Genomic DNA, 20,345 nt, shown 5'->3' with positions numbered 1-20,345 from the left:
ATGAACCGCATGCGATGTCGTCGCGAATGCCCGGCCGAGCAAACGGCAGGTCACATGAGGACCGCGGCGAGTATTAGTGAGCGATACGAAGTTGATACCGGCCACACGCGTCCAAAGTAGAGAGCGGCCGGTCAAGGGCTCACCCGTTGCGGTCCCGCTCTCACCGGTGCGGGCGATCCTCAGCGATAACGTTGTAGAGAACGCAGCACGCCAACAACGAGACGACACCGCCTAGGAAATCATTCCCCGTCAGACCAGAAAAATAGACGAATTCAAACGCTGACACGGTCGTCCTCTCAATTGGAAAGATCCACAAGGTAGAACCGTCAGCAAGCTCTGATGTTCCGCTCCCGTGTGGCACTTCTGGACGTTCTCGACGCCGAGACGGCATGCCCCGTGTCAACCGTTTTCGCCTTGCTTCGACCGAAGCCGGAACCATCACCGGCGCGGCGAAACCGTGTTGGTATCCGCCGGACGCCGAGCCTTTCCCGGCGCAGTGTCCAAGCGGGATGATCGCCCCGTTAAGGCAGGTTCACCGGACTTCTGGTCGCCAAGGACAGAGTTCCGCGTCGTCAATATCGTCCTGTCTCAGACGTCAGAAGCTGCCTGTGGAGGGCCTCTGCCTTGGCGAGATAAACGCCCAGCGCCTTGCGCGAGCCGTGCGAAAGCGTCGTGGGAATTTCTTGAGGACACAGGCCATGCAGCAGTTGTGTACCTGATGAGCAGCAAGCCGCCACTTTGTGGGCTTGTTGGGGAAAGCTCTGTGAGCCACAAAAAGAGGATGTCAGTGTGTGAAAGTCGAGAGCGGCCAGTCCGTTCCAGGCATTGCTGCTCGATCGGAGGGCTCTCTGCACCGGCGATGCAAAGCAAATGCCATGCGGATCGATTGCTTGCAGGCAATTTATGCTGCACTGCAGCAACCAACCTGGAGACGCGGCGTTCCGTTTATTCGATCCGCTCTGGATCGACGCGAAAGGATACCGACATGAGAAGTCTCGCCGATACCGTTGCACGCTTGGCTGCGCGGCGAAAACAGATCGACGGCGTCTTGAATGGTCCCGACGAAAACGACCGCTTTTCCGAACTTCAGGCGTTCGGGTCAAATCCCGGAAACCTGCGGGGCTGGACATACCGCCCCAAGGACCTTGCGGCGAAGGCCCCTCTGGTGGTTGTCCTCCATGGCTGTACGCAGTCGGCTGCATCCTATGACAGCGGCGCCGGCTGGTCGAGGACGGCGGATCGCAAGGGCTTTGCCGTCCTCTTTCCAGAACAGCAGCGCAGCAACAATGCCAATCTTTGTTTCAACTGGTTTGTCCCCGACGACACACGGCGGGGCTCCGGCGAGGCGCTTTCGATCCGCCAAATGATAGAGGCCGTGGGCGCCGCTCACGACATCGACCGCACCAGGATCTTTATCACCGGACTTTCCGCCGGCGGGGCAATGGCTGCCGCCATGTTGGCGACTTACCCGGAAGTCTTCGCCGGCGGGGCCATCATAGCCGGTCTACCCTATGGCAGCGCCAGTAGCCTGCCGCAGGCTTTCGACCGCATGCGAGGCCACGGCGGCCCCACTGCCAAGCGGTTGGCGAGGGCCGTCCAGCAAGCTTCCGGTCACGACGGACCATGGCCGAAACTCTCCGTCTGGCATGGAAGCGCCGACACAACAGTCAGTCCGGTCAACTCCGATCAGCTCGTCGGGCAGTGGCTTGCATTGCGCGGTCAAAGTAGAGTGCAACCCGAGACGCAGGTGCATCAGGGCTACCGCCGCGAGGTCTGGAAGAACGCTGCCAATGAGGAAGTCATCGAATCGTACTGGATCGCAGGCATGGCGCACGGGACCCCCGTGGACTCTGCGGACGGATTGAGTCACGGCGGATCCTTTATGATCGACACCGGCATATCGTCCACCTCGCTCATCTCCCGGTTCTGGGGATTTGAAGAAGCGGGCTCTCAGGTCCCATCGCCAGATGTGCGTTTACCGGCAAAATCTGTTGGGCGCTCCCTCTTGGTGGTCGCACACCCACCCTTCGAGCCGCGCAGCGGTCTGACGGCTGGGCCCGGTCCGCTTATCGAAAGCGCCCTTCGCGCTGCCGGCTTGATGAAATAGTTCATGGCCAGACTTTTTGATGAACCTTCGTCTAGCGGGGGCCGGCCTGCGATGCAGCTATGGAAAATGGGAGTGCCAGATCAACGAGCGTCTCAGGCACCCTTGGCTGTCGAAACGGCAGCTGCTCCCGGGATGCTTATGCTGATTTTCAAACCGTCCGATGTCCAATCCCGCAGGATCTCACCCTGAAGCTGCTTCTGGACAATCGCATTGACCATGGTCGTCCCGAAGCCGGGCGCCCCTGGCGGAGATCCAGCTTTACATCTCCCGCGTTCCTCCCACCGCAGGTTAAAGCCGCCATGGTGGCCCGTCCCATGCCAGCTGACCTCCAACCGCCCCGTATCCTGGGCGAGAGCTCCATGGGTGGCGGCGTTGACGATCAATTCATGGGCCACGAGAGCCAGTGGTTGAACGACCACCGCCGGGATCAGTACTTCAGGACCGCTCATTGCCGTCCTGCCAGACGCAAACTGGGCGACTTGCCTGGAGACGATTTCGTCCAGCGGCACATCGCGCCAGCCGCGCTCGGCCAATAAAGCGTGTGCGACTGCCAGAGCGTGGATCCGTCGTTGAACGGCCGCGGCATAGAGCGATGCATTGTCTGCCTTGCTCAGCCGAACGATACCATCGACAACCGCTAGAACGTTCTTTGCGCGATGATCGACCTCCATGAGGAGGCGGTGCTCCGCCGCCTCCAGGCTCTGGATCATGCGATGTTTCGTAACGTCGATCTGCGACGCGAAGTAGTAAAGGAGGGCGCCTTCATCGTCCTTGATGGGGCTCAGATGGAGCTGGTTCCAGAACGGCGAACCATCCTTGCGGAAGTTCAGTATCTCTACATTGGTCTCGCGTTCACGCTCTATCGCCGCTCGAATTTCAGCAACGGCCGCGGGTGATGTTCCCTCCCCTTGTAGGAAGCGGCAATTTCGCCCCAGGACTTCATCGGATGTATAGCCGGTCAGATCCAGGAAGGCCCGGTTGGCGAGCACAATGGGATTGTCGGGCTGCCGGGCATCGGTGATGACGATGGGCATGCGCGTGCGCTCGAACGCCGCCGATGCCAGCTCCTTGCGATCCGCCCATGCGGTGGTGGCTGCTGCGGCCGGCGCGTCGCCATGGAGGGCTGACGATGATTTGGCGTTCTCAGGCACTCTTTGCTCATTTGAGAGAGGTCAGCGATAACGCCCGACTTCCTACAAGGTTTCCAATGTGATGTTTCGAACCGGACTGTAAAGCCGCGCAATCGGTTCTTCGAATTACTTGAGGCGAGGCAGCCGGGGCCTATGGGCCAGCTGAAATGTGCAACCTACCGGAGACCAACATCGCCGGCGTGTGCCAAGAGGGTACCTATGTTGGTCGCCCCAAAGGCGCGCGCGCAAAGTGCGAACAGATGAGCGCCAACGCACAGTACAGCCGGCGCAGGACGCTCATCAGGGCGTTCCCACTCAATCGATGGGCCATTCCGTTCGCCACTTCCCATCGACGCCTTGAACCAATACCTCTGCATCGTAGCCAGTGGCCGAGGCACTGCTGGCTGCCTTGACAGCCGCACGCACGGCCTCCGAATGCGCTGAATAGGGATAGTCCTTACCGTCAAACCGGACCAGCCATTGGTCACCGGTCTTTGAAATGAAATACCTGACATGCCCCATGGCCCGCCCCCCGATGATCGCTTAGAAATCACGATGTTCACTGGCTTGCAACAAGCTCGCAAGATGACGGTATAGTTCCCAGGCAGCCGAACGGCGCGGCGTTCGAACTGGCCAACCAGTTCTCATTTTATCGCCGTGACCCTGCCCGCCATGTCCAGTCGACAATCGACGTCGGCCTGCCGAACCTCGACGCCCCCTTGCCTTGCATAATCTATTTGAACCTTGATTGGTGCCGTGAGTGTACCCCCACGTCGACGCAACAATCCTGCGCTTAACGCCCTGACGCGGACGGCGCCAAGCGGTGTGGCGGCGGACGTGATCGCGGAGCGGCAGGCTTGCACAACAGCAGCTGGTATACCGGGCTTCGCTCTCAGGGGTCTCTGAGGCTTGACAGGATAGCCGTCGGTGAAGCCGCCGTCAGCAGATATGGAAGGCTTAAGAATTGGTGGCAAGGCAATCGATTGCTTACCACTCCTGGCGGACGCAGCGGCGGTGGGACCAGCCGTTCCTTTGGGTGTGGTGGCTGGACTGCCGCTAGCGGGAGGCGACCCGTCGTCGACCGCCGAATCGTCGCCTGAACCAATACTGGTCGAAACGCCTGCGCCTGCGTTGCGGACACTGCCGCTGGCACCAACGCCAACGCCGACTGCTCCCTTGGCCGCGCCAACCGAAGCTCCGACATGTGATCCCCCTGCATCGCCGACGCTCGCTCCCACCCCGACCGTTGCGCCTTGCGAACCCGCGTTTACTCCGGCGCCGACTCCGATTCCGCCGACGCTGGCGCCTACCCCTTTGTCGAGAGCGTAGGCAGGTCCGATTCCAATCCCGATCATCAGGGCGGCGGCGACGTACTGTTTCATTGCTATGTTGACCTCGGCATACATTCGGCTCCACGTCTGTTCACTGGCGCGGGTCGAGTCCTTTCGGTGGTCGGGTCGGCAGCAATGCGAGGGGAAGAGAGAGCGGGCCCAAGACAGCAGCCTGTTTCTGTTTTTCTCGCGAGCGCGGTTTGCGCCTCGGTTCAACACCTGATCTGGGTGGTGCACGTGCAACCACACCTGCCGGCTTATGGATCATTCGCGAGCGCGCTGCAGCCGCAGGCCGGTTCCTGGTTGCGAGGTCGTCGATTGCCTCGCGCGCGGCACTGAGGCTCAGGGCTAGACCGGTCGCCCGTTCACGTTCTTCTTCGAACGCCGCGCTTAACCCGACCGAGGTCCGGCTTGAAGCGTCGCGCTCCTTGCGAACTACGTCGAGGTCACGGGCAGCTGAATCGGCTCGGTTGCGTTCCAGCTCGAGCGCTTCTCCAGTTTGCCGTAGACCTGCTTCGGCCGTCTCACGGTTCTTATTGGCGTTGGCCAGCTCGACGGCGGCCGCATTTGCGGCTGTCTTGAGGGCCTCGATGGTTCGGTGAGCCGTTGTGAGCTCTTGTCCCAAGAGCTCAACCTTGTGCCGTTCGTCGTCAAGAGCTTGCGTCACAGCAGTCTCGGGGACGTCCTTGGAGGGCTGGGCTGCACCGGCGGCGGGCTTGTCACCGCCCCAGAGAGTGGCTTCGGCCCTGAAGCTTTCGATGGCGCGCTGCGCCGTCTGCAGATCGAGCGAAAGGGCTTCGTCCTTTCGCTGCTGCTCTTTTAGAACTTGTGCTTGCTTGGCTAGCTCCGCTCGTGCGGCATCCAATTCGCGTCGTAACATCTCCTGATTTTCGCCTGGCGGCGTTTGTGCCTCTGCGTCGGGTGCCTGTGCTTCGCTGGGCACCAGCTCTCCAACTGCGTGGGATCCGAATGCCCCTGCCGTTGCCTTGCCGGGCTCTTTGCCGACATCGACGTTGTCCGTAAATGCATCGGACGAACTGTCGCTGGCTGGGAGAGGCGCTGAGGCGTCAGGCGCGCGCTGACTGTGTGCCGGAGATGCGAACAGCAAAACAAGGCATAACGGAAAGAGGGTGACGATGGCCTCCGCCCGCCTTCCGCGCGTCTCGTGCGGCAAAAAAGAAGTCCATCGTCCAATCGAGCTGAACGCATCGAGGAGACAATTCGCCCTCGTGCTCTGCACATGACCCATCGCTGAACCTCGAGACTGCAGCCTCACCGCATTGCATCTCCACCTGTCGAAATTTCCGGTGCCGAGCAAAAGCGCGAAGCGAGCGAAACACCACCGCGCGCGCCAAAGCATCAGTTGGAACCTAACTGGTGGTTCCTCAGTTGCCATCATTCGAACGAACGGGAGATTCGTCCTATAAATGCCTGCCTCGCTTGGCATTCCCCCTTGGCGCCCGTCCATCCAGGCGGAAAAATCAACGATCGCAATCCCACATCGCCTGGCGATCTCGTCGCGTGGATATGTGACGCAATCACCTTCGGCGGCAATCCGCTTCACCCGGGCTCGAACGGCAGGAACTGAACACGCAGGTCCCGCATATAGCTGGCGAGACCCGCCGTCCGTTCGGTACCGTAGTCGCGTATCGCCAAAAGTCGTGCTGACCTGCCGGCCCGGAACTGCGTTGCAAGCTGGACGTTACGAAATTGCTGCAGCTTGGCTGCTCAGGACCTTTGATGTTCAATTTCGTCTTTGCCACCGGCATTGAAAACAGCGCTCCCACGATCAGTGGAGGACGGGAGCGGGTCGACGAAATGGAGAAATGTCGCTTCTACCAGCAATGGCGCACCGACTTCGAGCTGCTGCAGGAACTGGGTCTTCGCTTTCTCCGCTACGGGCCTCCAATTCACAAGACCTGGTTGGGCGACGGACACTATGACTGGACCTTCGCCGATGAGACCTTCGCTGACCTGAAGGCCAGGGATGTTCTTCCGATCGTCGACCTCTGCCATTTCGGCGTTCCAGACTGGGTGGGCAATTTCCAGAACCCGGATTTTCCACGGCTGTTTGAACGTTATGCGCACGACTTCGCAACCCGCTTTCCTTGGATCCAGCTCTACACGCCGGTCAATGAGATGTTCATCTGCGCCACCTTTTCAGCGCGCTGGGGTTGGTGGAACGAGCAACTGAGCACCGACACCGCCTTCGTCACCGCCCTCAAGCATATCGTGAAGGGCAACGTGGTGGCGATGCGGGCAATCCTGCAAGCGAGGCCCGACGCTATCTTCATTCAAAGCGAGTCCTCGGAGTACTTTCACGCCGACTCCCCCGCGGCCATCGGCAAGGCGGAGCGCTTCAATAGCCAGCGTTTCCTATCGCTCGACCTCAATTACGGGCATGACGTCGACGCGCGCACTTATCGCTACCTGCTCGAAAACGGGATGACCGCGCAGGAGTACAGCTTTTTCCTGGAAAATCATTTGCGCAGGCATTGCGTGATGGGCACTGACTATTATCAGACCAACGAGCATCGGGTTTGGGCAGACGGAACCACGTCGGCTTCCGGCGAGGTGTTCGGCTATGACGAAATTACGCGCCAGTATTTCAACCGTTACCGCCTGCCTGTGATGCATACAGAGACAAACATCCGCGAAGGGCCGAACGGGGACGAAGCCGTTTACTGGTTGTGGAAGGAGTGGGCTAACGTGCTTAGGATCCGCAACGACGGCATACCAATCGTGGGCTTCACTTGGTACTCGCTCACCGATCAGGTGGACTGGGATAGCGCGCTGCGCGAGAACAACGGAAGGGTCAATGCGGTCGGCCTCTATGATCTGGACCGCAACCCCAGGGCGGTGGGAACCGCATATAAGGCGCTCATCGCCAACTGGAACAAGCTGCTGGCCACCCAAAGTGTCTGCCTCGCTTTGCCCGTCTTTTTGCCGTCCGAGCAGGACGACCCAAGTGTTCGGGCGCAACAGGACTATGCGCGGGACCTTTTGCATGTGGACCGGATCGCCGAGGCTGGGGCCGAACCGCTGGAACCCTCCAAAGACAAGGTGAAACCCGATGCGCCTGGCTGACAAGAGCGCGATTGTGACTGGCGCCGCAAGCGGCATTGGGCTGGCCATCGCGACCCGCTTGGGCGCCGAAGGCGCCCGGATTATCATCGCCGACCTGGATGAAGGCAGTGCGCAGGCGGCCGCACAGGCAGTCCGAAAAGCCGGCGCGCTGGACACCGCCGTCTCGGTTTGCGACGTTTCAGACGAGATTGCCGTCGGGCAGTGCTGTCAACTGGCCCTCGCGCGATTTGGCAGGTTGGACATCGTCGTCAACAACGCCGGCCTGATAATGTTCAAGCCCATCGAGGCGTTCACCAGCGCCGACTGGCTGAAGGTGCTGAGTGTGGACTTGCTGGGGGCAGTCCATTTCACGCGTGAGGCATTCGCGCACATGACCCATGGCGGCTCGATCGTGAACATCTCGAGCGTGCACGCGCTTGAAACGACGCCGCACGTTGCCCCCTACGCTGCGGCAAAAGCGGCCCTACTGTCGCTCACCCGGTCCACTGCGGTCGAAGGCCGGGCGCGTGGCATACGCGCCAATGCTATCCTGCCAGGGGCCATCGACACACCGATGCTTTGGGAAAATCCGAACATCAAATCAGGCGTCGAATCCATCAGCCCGGAAGATGTGGGCAAGCCGGAGCAGATTGCCGCGGCCGCCGCTTTCCTGGCTTCAGACGACGCCGCCTTTGTCAACGGCGCGGCGCTCAACGTGGATGGCGGCCGGTTGGCACGGCTCTAGACGTGCAAGCGGTATTGCTGCGGCACTGCTAAGGCCAAGTCGCGCACGGATCACCCGCACCGGCGTCGACAGCGCGTGCCTCGGCAGGGAACGATTCCGCGCTCCGGGGATCGAAGACAATCACATTGTCACTGGTTCGGCTGGAGAAAGGCTCAAGAATTTTGCGCCAAGCTGGGCAGCGCAGATTCCACCGCGCAAGCGCTCCGGCAGCGGCGGCGATGCGGACCAATGCGGCGAAGGAGACGGGCGGCATGGATGAGGACGACCGGGCTCTAGCAGTTGACCGCGAGTGCCCTAGTTAGGAGTCGAGCCTCGCCGGCCGAACCAACTTGTCGCCGACCATCAGCGGCCCCCCTAGCCGCCGCCTCGTTCGGCGATACTTGGAGAATCGGAATTGCACAAGGATGAGGCCGCGATGTCCGATGGAATGCTGCGCTTGTCCCGAGCGGCCGAGTGCCTCGAGAAATATTGGAAATCCGATCTAGATCACTCAGTCCGGGGAGATCCGGCTGTGCTTTACACGCACTGCTGGTAGCGCTACCACTTCAGATGGAGGGCGCAGCAAGACCGAAAGCTGCGTATGTGAAGTGGACGTCTTCCTGCAGGCGTCTCATCGCTCGGGAGGAAATCGATGGCGTCCGTTGCGATCCGCGATGTCTATAAGTCCTTCGGCGCCGCCGAGATTCTGCATGGCGTCGGCATCGAAATAGAAGACGGCGAGTTCGTCACGCTGGTCGGCCCGTCGGGCTGTGGGAAGTCGACGCTTTTGCGCATGATTGCGGGCCTGGAAGGCATCACGCGCGGCGAGATCGCCATTGGTGGGCGCGTTGTCAACGCGGTCGCCCCCAAGGAGCGCGACATTGCCATGGTGTTCCAGAACTACGCGCTCTATCCACATATGACGGTGCGTGAGAACATGGCGTTCTCCCTGATGTTGAAGCGTGTCTCCAAGCGGGAGAGCGATGCCAAGGTTGCGCGTGCCGCGGAAATTCTCAACCTCACGCCGCTTCTGTCACGCTATCCCCGGCAGCTTTCCGGCGGGCAGCGGCAGCGCGTGGCCATGGGCCGGGCGATCGTTCGCGACCCGCAGGTGTTTTTGTTCGACGAGCCCCTCTCCAATCTCGATGCCAAGCTGCGCGTGCAGATGCGCGCAGAGATCAAGGAACTGCACCAGCGCCTGAAGACAACGACGGTCTATGTCACTCACGACCAGATCGAGGCGATGACGATGGCCGACAAGATCGTCGTCATGCATGACGGCAATGTGGAGCAGATCGGACGTCCGCTCGACCTTTATGACCGCCCGGACAATCTTTTCGTCGCGATGTTCATTGGCTCTCCAGCCATGAACATGCTGACAGGGCGCATTGGCGCCGGCGGCTTTGAAGGCAGCTCCGGCGTCGCCGTACCCTTGCCGCAGACGCCGAAAGGCCTGAATGGAGGTCGAGTGGTGCTTGGCATCCGGCCAGAGCATCTGCGCCTCTGCGACCAGGGCTTTCCCGTCACCATATCCGTCATCGAACCGACCGGGTCGGAGTTGCAGATCATCGGCCGCGCGCCCGGCGGCGAAGAGATCGTCGCGAATTTTCGAGAGCGCCACCCGTTTCAGCCGGGCCAAACCGTCAGGCTCGCCGCCGAGCCAAGCCTGGTCCATCTCTTTGACGCAGATACGGGTCGCCGGCTTTGAATATGTCGAGGTCAGTCAATCAAACAGGAGGAAATGGCCATGAGATACACCAGAAGAGACGTGATCCGCACCAGCGCCGGTGCTGCGGCTGCCGGAGCAATCGGTAGCCGGCTGCTTGGCACGTCAGCCTTTGCCCAGGATGGGCCGAAATACACGCCCGAAAAGGGCGCCAAGCTCAGGCTCCTTCGCTGGTCACCCTTTGTCCAGGGCGATGAGAACGCCTGGCTGGCGCAGACGAAGAAATTCACCGATGCCACCGGTGTCGAGGTGCGCGTCGACAAGGAGAGCTGGGAGGACATTCGTCCCAAGGCGGCGGTCGCCGCCAATGTCGGCTCGGGTCCCGACCTGATGTTCGTCTGGTTCGACGATCCCTTCCAATATCCCGACAAGCTCCTCGATGTGACCGATCTCGGAGATTATCTGGGCAAGAAATATGGCGGCTGGCACGAGGGCCCCAAGAGCTACGCCACCAAGAACGGTAAGTTCATTGGGCTGCCGCTAGCTACCATAGGCAACGCCATCGTCTACCGCGAGAGCTGGGTTAAGGAGGCCGGCTTTTCCGAGTTCCCGAAGGACACCGACAGCTTCCTCGAATTGTGCAAGGCTGTGCAAGCCAAAGGCCACCCAGCCGGCTTCACCCATGGCCATGGCGTCGGCGACGGCAACAATTACGCCCACTGGCTCTTATGGAGCCATGGCGGCAAGATGGTCGACGAGAACAGCAAGGTGGTGATCAACAGTCCCGAGACGCTGAAGGCGATCGAATATGCCCAGGCCCTCTACAAGACCTTTATCCCAGGCACCGAAAGTTGGCTCGATGTGAACAACAATCGTGCCTTCCTGGCCGGCGAGTTGTCGGTCATCGCCAACGGTATCTCGGCCTATGAAACAGCCAGGATCAACAAGGACAAGGATCCCAAGCTGGCTGAAATGGCCAAGGACATCCGCACGGCCAGCTTGCCGATCGGTCCGGTCGGCAAGGCGGTGGAGCTTTACCAGGTCACTTCGGCGGTGATCTTCAACTACACGCCCTATCCCAACGCGGCCAAGGCCTATCTGCAGTTCATGTTCGAGGAACCGCAGATGTCGGAATGGATCAAGGGCTCTTCCGGCTATTGCTGCCAGACCTTGAAGGCCTACGACGACAATCCGATCTGGAAGGCCGATCCAAACTATGCGCCCTATGCCAAGGCGTCAGCGACGCTGCGCAACAACGGCTACGCAGGGCCGCTCGGCTACGCGTCCGCCGCGACCATGGCCGACTACGTGCTGGTCGACATGTTCGCCAAGGCGGTGACTGGTCGGGCGACACCGCAGGAGGCAATGGAAGAGGCCGAAAAGCGCGCCAACAGGTATTACCGGGTGTAGTCTGGACGTCTTCTTCCATTCGCGGGGGGAAGACGCTTTGTTTTTCGGTCGAGCCCAGCAGGCGTCGCGACGTGCCGCCGAAAGGCACGCGCCCACAAGGAGAGAGCGCGGACCAATGGGCCCGCGCGCCTGCAGTCCACGAAAGTCGAAGGACTGCTGCAACTCGAGACCCGCCACAGGAGCGTTTCATGGCCGTGACAACCGCCGCCCCGCCCCACCCCTCCTTCTTGTCGCGCATTGCCGAAAGCCGTGGTCTGCTTAGCTTTGGCTTTATGCTGCCGACAGTGGTGCTGCTGCTGGTCTTTCTGACCTATCCGCTGGGGCTCGGCGTCTGGCTCGGCTTTACCGACGCCCGCATTGGCAGGCCGGGCGTCTTCATCGGCCTGGAGAACTATGAATACCTCTGGAACGACAGCGTGTTCTGGCTGTCCGTGTTCAACACGCTTCTCTACACGGTGAGCGCGTCTGTCCTGAAGTTCGCCCTCGGCCTTTGGCTGGCGTTGCTGCTCAACGAGAACCTGCCGTTCAAATCGTTTTTCCGCGCCGTGGTGCTTCTTCCCTGGGTGGTGCCGACGGTGCTGTCGGCGATCGCCTTCTGGTGGATCTACGATTCGCAATTCTCGATCATCTCCTGGGCCCTCAAGCAGATGGGCCTCATCGACCACAACATCAACTTCCTTGGCGATCCGCAAAACGCGCGCGCTTCGGTGATCGCCGCTAATGTCTGGCGCGGCATTCCCTTCGTCGCCATAACGCTGCTTGCCGGCCTGCAGACGATCCCGCAATCACTCTACGAAGCCGCCACGCTGGACGGCGCCGGTCGATGGCAGCTGTTTCGCTATGTCACCTTGCCGCTGCTGACGCCGATCATCGCCATCACCATGACCTTTTCGGTGCTGTTCACCTTCACCGATTTCCAGCTCATCTATGTGCTGACGCGCGGCGGCCCGGTGAACGCCACACATCTCATGGCGACGCTTTCTTTCCAACGTGGCATTTCGGGCGGGCAGCTCGGCGAAGGCGCAGCCATCGCTGTGGCGATGATCCCGTTCCTGCTGGGCGCGATCCTGTTCAGCTATTTCGGCCTGCAGCGACGCAGATGGCAGCAAGGCGGCGGAGATTGAGATGGCTCTGCGCGACCCCAAGGCCAATGCAGCCGGTGGCGACGAAGGTGGCATGAGCTATCTGCAAAGCCTGCCGCGTCGCGTGGTCACGATCTATGTCCCACTGGCCATTTTTGTCATCGTGCTGCTCTTTCCCTTTTACTGGATGACGATCACCGCGATCAAACCCAACGCAGAAATGACGAGTTACGATACATCGAGCCCGTTCTGGGTCGTCCACCCGACCTTGCAGAACATCCGCTACCTGCTTTTCGAGACCTCCTATCCCGGCTGGCTGCTCAACACGACGATCATTGCGGTCGCCGCTACCGTGCTGTCGCTTGTCGCCGCGGTGTTGGCTGCGTATGCGATCGAGCGACTGCGCTTTTCCGGCTCGCGCCAGGTCGGGCTGGCCGTGTTCCTCGCCTATCTGGTCCCACCGTCCATCCTATTTATTCCGCTGTCGGTGATGGTGTTTAATCTCGGGCTTTATGACACGCCCTTTGCCTTGATCCTGACTTATCCGACTTTCCTGGTGCCTTTCTGCACCTGGTTGCTGATGGGCTATTTCCGTTCCATTCCCTTCGAACTGGAGGAGTGCGCCCTCATCGACGGCGCCAGCCGCTGGCAAGTGCTAACCAAGATCGTGCTGCCGCTGTCCGTACCAGGGCTGATCTCGGCGGGTATCTTCGCCTTCACGCTGTCGTGGAATGAGTTCATCTACGCCCTCACGTTCATCCAGTCGTCCGAGAATAAGACCGTGCCGGTGGGCGTGCTGACCGAGCTGGTCCGCTCCGACGTTTACGAATGGGGTTCGCTTATGGCTGGCGCCCTGATCGGCTCGCTGCCGGTGGTGATCCTTTATTCCTTCTTCGTCGAGCACTACGTGTCGTCAATGACCGGGGCGGTCAAAGAGTAACCCACGGCAGTGACCGGCGGCCATGGCACCTTATCGCGTGCGCCACGGCGCACCGGAAGCATTATATTCGCTCGAACTAACGCTTGCTGTTCGTCGCCCGCCGATTATGGTTGAGGGTTCCTGAGCCGGCACGGGATATGGACTTGCCTCGTCGATCAGTTCGATCGCATCTGCTTGCTTTGACCGCCGCCGCAGTTGTCCCGGTGTGGCTGTTTGCCGGCTATCTGCTGGCCCAATATGCCCTGCATGAACGATACCGTTTTGAGCAGGATGCCGTGCAAACGGCTCGCCAGGTGTCGCTCGTTGTAGAGGGCGAGCTGGCAAATCTCCAAACCATCCTCGACGGCCTGTCCAAATCCGCCGCGCTCGCCAGTGGCGATCTGCAAGCCTTTCACCGGGAGGCGCTCGATCTTGTCCACGGGACGGACCGGACGATCGTCCTGCGCGATCTTGGCGGCAATCAGCTGATGAACACCGAAATAGGCTACGGTGCCGCCTTGCCGTCCGTCGCACCTATAGCTTCTGTCGAGCGCGAGAAACTCAGCCGTTCCGGTGTTTTCGTCAGCGATGTCTTCAGCGACAAGGGCTCGGGCGAATACCGCGTGGCGGTTGCCATTCGGGTGCCCGCCCCGAAGGGGGAGGACCTGCTTCTTACGCTTTCTGTGCCGACTGCCCGGATCCGCGATGTTTTGATGCCGGCGGTCCCGCAAGGATGGACTGTGGGCGTGGGAGATCGCGACGGAAACTACGTTGCACGTTCCAGGTTGCACGACGAATGGACCGGAAAGCGCGGATTGCCCGAATACGTGGAAAAGATAGTCGGGCGCTCGGGCTCATTCACGTCACGCAACTTCGAAGGGGAGACGCTGCTGGCGGGCTACTACAGGTCTCCGGACTCTGATTGGTTTTACACAGCAAACGTGCCGCTTGCAGCAGCGCAGGCGCCGCTCTGGCGCTCGCTGGCGGCGATCTGCGGGATAGGTCTCCTGTCGCTACTTGTTTCGGTTGCTCTGGGATATTTCGTCGGCAAGGGATTCACCCGGGCCACCGCTGAACTGGCGACACGGGCCGAAGCGTTGGGTCACGGCCGCAGCGTCGAAGCCTTGCCGACCTCGGTTACGGAGTTCGCTGCGATCGCCCAGGCGATGGTGAATGCAGAGCGGGCGATCGCCGAACGGCGCTACGAGTTGGAGGCGGTGTTGGAGACAGCGCCGGCGGCAGTCTGGTTTACCTATGATCCGAAGGCTCTTCAGGTCATCCGCAACCGCTTCGCGGCAGAACTCATGGGCCTGCCAACCGACGCGCACAAATCCTTCGGCAGCCCCGACCATGTTATCGACACGGTGGCCGTCAAGGACGGGCACATAGTGAGCCGCGAAGACCGCCCTCTTAGCCGCGCCATGCGCGGGCAGCTGACGGATCACGAAGAGTTCGTCTACACGTTGCCATCAGGTGTCGAGCGCCTTCTGCTTTCCAGCGCACGTCCAATCCGCAACCCCGGTGGCGGCATTATTGGGGCCGTTCAAATCAGCCTCGACATAACGGAACGCAAACGCGGCGAGGAGCAGCTCAAATTGCTGACCAATGAGCTGAACCATCGCGTGAAGAATATCCTTGCCGTGGTTCAGTCCATTGCCGCCCAGACACTTCGCAACGCCACAAGTCTGCCTGAAGCTGGACGCACGCTCTCCAGCCGTCTCGTCTCGCTAGCCAAGGCCAACGATCTGCTTATTCAGCAGAACTGGAGTGGCGCCGACGTCAGGGATCTGATTGCCACATCCGTCAGCTCACACGCACCGATCGACCGCTTCAGGGTTAACGGCGAGTCGGTCTGGCTATCACCGAACGTCGCTCTCTCGGCCGCTCTGGCTTTTCATGAGCTTACGACGAATGCGCTCAAGTATGGAGCACTGTCGAACGAAACCGGCACGGTGTCCATTCATTGGAAGCTTGTTGGTCAAAAACAGCATCGCTGGCTCGATCTGGAATGGCGCGAACGGGGAGGTCCGCCCGTCGAGCCGATCGAGCGAAAGGGATTCGGCACGCAGCTCCTCGAGCGCGTGTTTGCGTCCGGCACGTCCGGACGCGTCACACTGAAGTTCCACAAATCGGGACTGGTCTGCACCATGCGAATGAATGCTGCGTCTGAGGTTAATCCCGCGGTGGACAACGACGACACCCACGGAGGCGAAATGTAGAGATCTTCCCAGCGAAGCTCTTCCAGCCGCGCAGGAACATTCGCCGCGAAATATCAACCCGTCTTGCGCATGGTCCGGTCAACCGCCCAATGCGAAGCATCCCCGATTGCCAACGGCCCGCCGGATGAATTGACGACCGCGTCGGGGCCAAGGTTGCGGTCGCTCAGATCGCGGACAAGTCAAACAACGCCGGTAAAGGTACGAACGATTGAAGAGAGCGTCACGCCGACTTCGATCTGGTCGCCAGGATCCGTTGAAGTTCATGGTTCTTGCAAGCTTGCTGGGTGCGAGATGCGAATCGTGCCACCCTGAAGGGATTCAGTCGGCATCTATAGCGCTTCTCGTAATATGCGAATGTCGGCCTCGATCTTAATAACCACGCTCTTCAAATAGCCGCGCTCTTGAAGAGCGAAACCATAATGCTTGTCGTCTTCCGGGATTGCTTCGAGGCGAAGGATCGCGGCGATTATGTCATCCCGCACCACGACTAGGCTCTTGATCGGGTCCATCTCACCCCCAACGCTTTGCGCTGAGCATATCGGAGTTTTGGCCGGATCGCGACGGCGAGTTTTTTGCCGCCTAAGTTTCGAGGTGCCCCTTTGCTCTGACTTAACAAGGCTGGTTGTGCGGTCGCCGACTTCGCTGGTGGCCTGCTTTGCGGTCGCGCTACACGTCTTCGGCACGAGGCGGCCCGGTGTCAGTGTTCCAGCCTGTCGGAACAGGAGCTCTGGTTCAACCTGGAGACGGTCCTTGTCGTTGATGAAGCTGGAGAATTCCTGCTTTCCGCCCGCTCTTTGAAAAGCGTCCTTGGCGATGTGACTTGGTGAAGGCGGGCGGACAGCCGGGCCGTGCCTGAGGGTATCGAAGTGGCCGGCGCCGGGTGGGAGCTGGGTGGCGGGTTGGCGCCGGCCGAGCGGAATCAGGTCCGCCGCGAAGGCAATATCGCCCGCATTAAGGCGCCTGCATATTACGTGAACGCGCAGGTCCGCACTAGCGCCAACTGCAATTGCTACGGGAAGCGTTCACCTACGCCCAACTAAGCGGCGTTGGCTGCCGATAATTTTTCCCAGTCGAACACCACACCCACGCCCGCCTCGTCGGGTGCCACTGCTAGCCCGCCATGAAGCACCAAGGGCCTGGTCGTATAGGAGTCGATGTCAAAACTGTGCGCTTCGACCCACCCGGCGTTCTCCTGGCCGGCGACGAGGCTGACGTGCAGTTCCTGCATGCCGTGGCTGCACACCGGCACCCCGGCCTTGCGTGAACGGTGAGCGACCCGCAGCCAGCCGGTGACGCCACCGCAATTCGAGGCATCCGGTTGGATATAGGACAGCCTCGACCACGCAAAGGCGTGCTCGAACTCCTCAATCACGTGCAGATTCTCTCCCATCGCGAGTGGCATGCCAGTTGCGTGCGCGATGGTCGCGTAACCTTCATAGTCGTCTGGAATGATAGGCTCCTCGAACCATAATATGTCATAGGGCGCGAACGCCTTTGCCGCTTCGATCGCGCGCGGAACATCCAGCGCGTAGTTCGCATCCACCATCAACGGCGTATCAGGTCCGATACGCTCCCGGACGGCTTTCACGCGGGCAAGATCTTCGGCAAGGTTGTCCTTACCGACCTTGATCTTCACTGCCGTGAAGCCTGCCTGGAGATAAGATTCGATGTTGGACAGGAGCTGATCAAGGGTGAGATTCAGGTCGATGCCGCCGCGATACACCTTCGCAGTTCGGCCTGCTCCGCCTGCCATCTTCCAGAGCGGAATGCCCGTCCGCAGGCCCTTGAGATCCCACAAAGCTATATCGACCGCCGAAATTGCAAAGGAAGCGATGCCGCCACGCCCGACATAGTGAATATGCCACAACATGCCGTCGTAGATCGCATCGATGTCAGCGGCCTCGCGCCCAAGCAAAAAGGGCGTCAGATCACGCTCGATGAGGGCGCGGATGGCATGGCCGCCCTTGCCGCCCGTGTAGGTATAGCCGGTACCCTCGCTGCCATCAGTAAGCCGAACGGTCACGGTCACCAGTTCGAAATGTGTGTGGGCGCCGTGCTTGGCATCGCTCATCTCTTCGCGCAGTGGCACACGGAACAGCCGTGTCTCGACGTCCTGGATTGCCGTGCTGCTCACATCGGAGTCCTCATATGCGCGCCTCATTTGGTACGACCATAATTGCATCAGAAAGGGCTATGCTGCAACCTTAAAGCATCGATCAGCCGTTTTGGTCTGACTAAATGTCGTAGCTGCTTGTGCTTTGGTCCGATTTGCGCCTTAATGGAGGAGCGACATGGAGATCAGGCTTGCTGCAGGCGGAACAGCATCGGGGAGTGCCGGCGATGGTCGGATCTGCTCGCGCGGCCGACATCATGGTAGCGGGCATCGAGCGCGACATCATTTCCGGAAAGCTCGGTGACGGCAGCTATCTGCCGGCTGAGCGGGAACTCATGGCGCAATACGACGTGGGTCGTGGCGTGGTGCGAGAAGCAATCGCCCGCCTGGCAAGCCGGGGTCTAGTCGAAGCGCGCCCCCGCTTTCGCCCGGTGGCCCGTCGTCCGGGGCTCGATACGGCCCTTGGCGCGCTGGAAGGCATCGTCGGCCATTTGTTGATCGATCAAGCCGGGGTGAAAACCTTGTACGACACGCGCGTTTTCCTGGAAGCGGCCTTGGCTCGCAGTGCCGCGATCAGCGCCCGCAAGGACGATGTCGCAGCGCTCAGGGCGGCCCTTGCGGTGAACGAGGCCGCGATACCGGACTCCGAAAACTTCTATGCCACCGACGTTGCGTTTCATGCGGTTCTTTACGACATCGCACGCAACCCCGTGCTGCCCGCCGTGCATAAGGCGTTTACCGCCTGGCTCTCGCCGCATTGGCTGCGCATGCCCAGATCGCCTGAGCGCAATCGGGTAAATTTCCTCAGCCATCGTGAGATCTGCACGGCGGTCATCGAGCGTGATCCCGATGGTGCCGAACGGGCTCTGCTCAACCATCTTGCCTCGGCATGGGAATATGTCCGCGGAACGTTCGAAACACCTGACGGACAAGAAGGATGAAGAGGTCCTACGATCATATTGTCGTGGGCGGCGGAGCATCGGGCTGCGTTGTAGCGGCCAGGTTGGTTAGAGCGGGCCGGCGGGTTCTCTTGCTGGAGGCTGGGCATTCGCACCGCCATCCGCTGCTCGACATGCCGCCCGGTATTTTTAAGATGATCAACGGCTCAAAATTCATGAGCTATCATCGCACCGAACCTCAGGCGCACCTCGACGGCCGCGTACACGAAGTCTCGCAAGGCAACGTGCTGGGTGGCGGTACTTCGGTCAACGCCCAGGTCTACATGCGCGGCCGGCCCGCAGATTATGACGAATGGGATGAATTGCTGCGTGGCAACAATGCCGGCATCCGCTGGAACTGGCAGGCCGTTTTGCCGCATTTCACCGGCATGGAAGGCAACAACCGCCTCGCCGGCGAGTTGCACGGAAGCGCCGGCCCCCTGCTCGTCTCCGACCCCGGTCATATCGACGATGTTTCGCGCTGGTTCGTGCAGGCACTGCAAGGGTTGGGACTGCCCTACAACCATGACTTTAACGGAGCTTCGCAGCGCGGCGTAGGCTTCTACCAGTTCACGAACCGTGGTGGAAAACGCAGCAGTGCCGCCTATGCGTTCATCGAGCCTCTAGTTCGTGATCCCAGGCTCACCCTGAAGCTGAATTGTGCGGTCAGCCGCGTGCTGATTGAAAACGAGCGCGCCAGAGGAGTCACCTATGTGGATTCCTCTGGCACAGAACACACCGCCTATGCCGACGCCGACGTGATTATCTCATCAGGCGCGCTGATTTCGCCGAAACTTCTTATGCTGTCGGGCGTCGGCCCCGCCGATGCGCTTGCGCAGCATGGCATCGCCTGTACCGCCGACTTGCCCGGGGTTGGTGAGAACCTGATCGATCATCCAGAGGTGCCGATCATCGCCACCACCAACGGATCCTATGGCTACTTCAAGCAGGGCCAAGGCTGGCGAATGGTCAGAAACGGTCTGCAGTTCAAGCTTTTCGGCACCGGCACGATCTTGTCTGCTGGGGTCGAGGCGGGAGCTTTCGTCAATCCTGCCGATCCCGAAGGCGAGCCGACGATCCAAGCATTTTGCGTGCCGCACGTATACCTGGACCGCGACATTCTTACTTTGGTCGCCAACACGTATGGGCTGACCGTAACAACGGTGGTTGTGAAGCCAAAGTCGCGCGGCTTTGTGAAGCTTCGCTCGGCCAATCCAAAGGACATGCCGGTGGTTTCTCCTCATTTGCTCGCACACCCAGAGGACATGAAGGAGATGATCTCGGGCCAGCGCTACTTCCTCGAGGCATTCCGCACGAAACCGCTGGCCGATCGCGTAAAGGCCATAGCCGTGCCGGCAGGCAATGAAGATAGTGACGAGGCTTTGGCGAAGCACTGCAAGCGGTTCGTCAAGACGAACTACCATCCGGCCGGGACCTGTCGAATGGGGCCTGACAGCGATCGAATGGCGGTACTGGACGCTGCAATGTGCGTGCGCGGGATTGACAATCTGCGGGTCGCGGACATGTCGGCCTGTCCTAACATCAACGCCGGCAATACGGCCGCGCCGGCGATGATGCTGGGCGACCGCTGCGCCGACTTCATCCTGGAAGCGGCATGACGTCCAATGGAAATCCAAAGA

Annotated in this window: 14 protein-coding genes; 10 read left to right on the top strand and 4 right to left on the bottom strand. The window is 60.5% G+C overall.

The features are described 5' to 3' along the window. The first annotated feature begins 985 nt into the window (after positions 1-985). Positions 986-2,107 (top strand): PHB depolymerase family esterase, encoded by a 1,122-nt coding sequence (locus FJ543_RS22790; protein ID WP_140877337.1) that lies wholly within the window; start codon positions 986-988, stop codon positions 2,105-2,107. A gap of 92 nt (positions 2,108-2,199) precedes the next feature. Here the strand turns inward: FJ543_RS22790 and FJ543_RS22785 are convergent, their stop codons facing one another. Both FJ543_RS22785 and FJ543_RS22770 read right to left on the bottom strand, forming a co-directional pair. Then, the gene (locus FJ543_RS22785; protein ID WP_140877335.1) at positions 2,200-3,258 is read right to left on the bottom strand and encodes a PAS domain-containing protein; all 1,059 of its coding nucleotides are present in this window, start codon (positions 3,256-3,258) and stop codon (positions 2,200-2,202) included. A gap of 1,401 nt (positions 3,259-4,659) precedes the next feature. Next, entirely contained in the window at positions 4,660-5,817 is a 1,158-nt protein-coding gene (locus FJ543_RS22770; protein WP_140877331.1) for a hypothetical protein, read from the bottom strand. A gap of 491 nt (positions 5,818-6,308) precedes the next feature. On the opposite strand from FJ543_RS22770, the gene FJ543_RS22765 reads away from it, so the two are divergent. From FJ543_RS22765 to FJ543_RS22735, 7 genes are all read left to right on the top strand, one after another. Then, positions 6,309-7,655, top strand: coding sequence for a family 1 glycosylhydrolase (locus tag FJ543_RS22765; RefSeq protein WP_140877329.1), 1,347 nt, complete (start codon positions 6,309-6,311; stop codon positions 7,653-7,655). Next, positions 7,642-8,379 carry an SDR family oxidoreductase gene (locus tag FJ543_RS22760; protein ID WP_140877327.1) on the top strand — a complete coding sequence of 246 codons (738 nt, stop codon included), beginning with the start codon at positions 7,642-7,644 and terminating at the stop codon, positions 8,377-8,379. The genes FJ543_RS22765 and FJ543_RS22760 overlap by 14 nt, the downstream gene beginning before the upstream one ends. A 631-nt stretch (positions 8,380-9,010) precedes the next feature. After that, complete coding sequence (ugpC, locus tag FJ543_RS22755) at positions 9,011-10,066, top strand: sn-glycerol-3-phosphate ABC transporter ATP-binding protein UgpC (protein ID WP_140877325.1); 1,056 nt, start codon at positions 9,011-9,013, stop codon at positions 10,064-10,066. Positions 10,067-10,105: 39 nt separating this feature from the next. Then, positions 10,106-11,434 carry an ABC transporter substrate-binding protein gene (locus FJ543_RS22750; protein WP_140877323.1) on the top strand — a complete coding sequence of 443 codons (1,329 nt, stop codon included), beginning with the start codon at positions 10,106-10,108 and terminating at the stop codon, positions 11,432-11,434. A 188-nt stretch (positions 11,435-11,622) separates the two neighbouring features. Then, positions 11,623-12,558, top strand: coding sequence for a sugar ABC transporter permease (locus FJ543_RS22745; protein WP_140877321.1), 936 nt, complete (start codon positions 11,623-11,625; stop codon positions 12,556-12,558). A 1-nt stretch (position 12,559) separates the two neighbouring features. Then, complete coding sequence (locus FJ543_RS22740; RefSeq protein WP_140877319.1) at positions 12,560-13,456, top strand: carbohydrate ABC transporter permease; 897 nt, start codon at positions 12,560-12,562, stop codon at positions 13,454-13,456. 83 nt (positions 13,457-13,539) lie between these two features. Further along, complete coding sequence (locus FJ543_RS22735) at positions 13,540-15,654, top strand: HWE histidine kinase domain-containing protein (protein ID WP_224682182.1); 2,115 nt, start codon at positions 13,540-13,542, stop codon at positions 15,652-15,654. A 329-nt stretch (positions 15,655-15,983) separates the two neighbouring features. Here FJ543_RS22735 and FJ543_RS22730 read toward each other — a convergent pair whose 3' ends face one another. Continuing rightward, positions 15,984-16,163, bottom strand: a complete 180-nt coding sequence (locus FJ543_RS22730) for a hypothetical protein (protein ID WP_140877317.1) — start codon at positions 16,161-16,163, stop codon at positions 15,984-15,986. Positions 16,164-16,690: 527 nt separating this feature from the next. Next, positions 16,691-17,788 carry a mandelate racemase/muconate lactonizing enzyme family protein gene (locus FJ543_RS22725; RefSeq protein WP_140877315.1) on the bottom strand — a complete coding sequence of 366 codons (1,098 nt, stop codon included), beginning with the start codon at positions 17,786-17,788 and terminating at the stop codon, positions 16,691-16,693. Positions 17,789-17,958: 170 nt separating this feature from the next. Between FJ543_RS22725 and FJ543_RS22720 the strand changes: the two genes are divergently transcribed. Continuing rightward, positions 17,959-18,708, top strand: coding sequence for an FCD domain-containing protein (locus FJ543_RS22720; protein ID WP_224682183.1), 750 nt, complete (start codon positions 17,959-17,961; stop codon positions 18,706-18,708). Continuing rightward, the gene (locus FJ543_RS22715; protein WP_140877313.1) at positions 18,705-20,324 is read left to right on the top strand and encodes a GMC family oxidoreductase; all 1,620 of its coding nucleotides are present in this window, start codon (positions 18,705-18,707) and stop codon (positions 20,322-20,324) included. Before FJ543_RS22720 ends, FJ543_RS22715 begins: the two co-directional genes overlap by 4 nt. Positions 20,325-20,345: the final 21 nt, after the last annotated feature.

It is taken from the genome of Mesorhizobium sp. B2-5-7, assembly GCF_006440875.1.
In the GTDB taxonomy this organism is placed as follows: Bacteria; Pseudomonadota; Alphaproteobacteria; order Rhizobiales; family Rhizobiaceae; genus Mesorhizobium; species Mesorhizobium australicum.
Note: the sequence above shows the minus strand (reverse complement) of the source record. Positions and strands in the feature narration are given on the sequence as shown.

What these genes read in the sequence shown, in the direction of transcription:
- FJ543_RS22740 (WP_140877319.1), top strand. Translation starts at nt 12,560, where the DNA reads ATGGCTCTGCGCGACCCCAAGGCCAATGCAGCCGGTGGCGACGAAGGT.
- FJ543_RS22715 (WP_140877313.1), top strand. Translation starts at nt 18,705, where the DNA reads ATGAAGAGGTCCTACGATCATATTGTCGTGGGCGGCGGAGCATCGGGC.
- FJ543_RS22765 (WP_140877329.1), top strand. Translation starts at nt 6,309, where the DNA reads ATGTTCAATTTCGTCTTTGCCACCGGCATTGAAAACAGCGCTCCCACG.
- FJ543_RS22750 (WP_140877323.1), top strand. Translation starts at nt 10,106, where the DNA reads ATGAGATACACCAGAAGAGACGTGATCCGCACCAGCGCCGGTGCTGCG.
- FJ543_RS22745 (WP_140877321.1), top strand. Translation starts at nt 11,623, where the DNA reads ATGGCCGTGACAACCGCCGCCCCGCCCCACCCCTCCTTCTTGTCGCGC.
- FJ543_RS22790 (WP_140877337.1), top strand. Translation starts at nt 986, where the DNA reads ATGAGAAGTCTCGCCGATACCGTTGCACGCTTGGCTGCGCGGCGAAAA.
- ugpC (WP_140877325.1), top strand. Translation starts at nt 9,011, where the DNA reads ATGGCGTCCGTTGCGATCCGCGATGTCTATAAGTCCTTCGGCGCCGCC.
- FJ543_RS22730 (WP_140877317.1), bottom strand. Translation starts at nt 16,163, where the DNA reads ATGGACCCGATCAAGAGCCTAGTCGTGGTGCGGGATGACATAATCGCC.
- FJ543_RS22770 (WP_140877331.1), bottom strand. Translation starts at nt 5,817, where the DNA reads ATGGGTCATGTGCAGAGCACGAGGGCGAATTGTCTCCTCGATGCGTTC.
- FJ543_RS22760 (WP_140877327.1), top strand. Translation starts at nt 7,642, where the DNA reads ATGCGCCTGGCTGACAAGAGCGCGATTGTGACTGGCGCCGCAAGCGGC.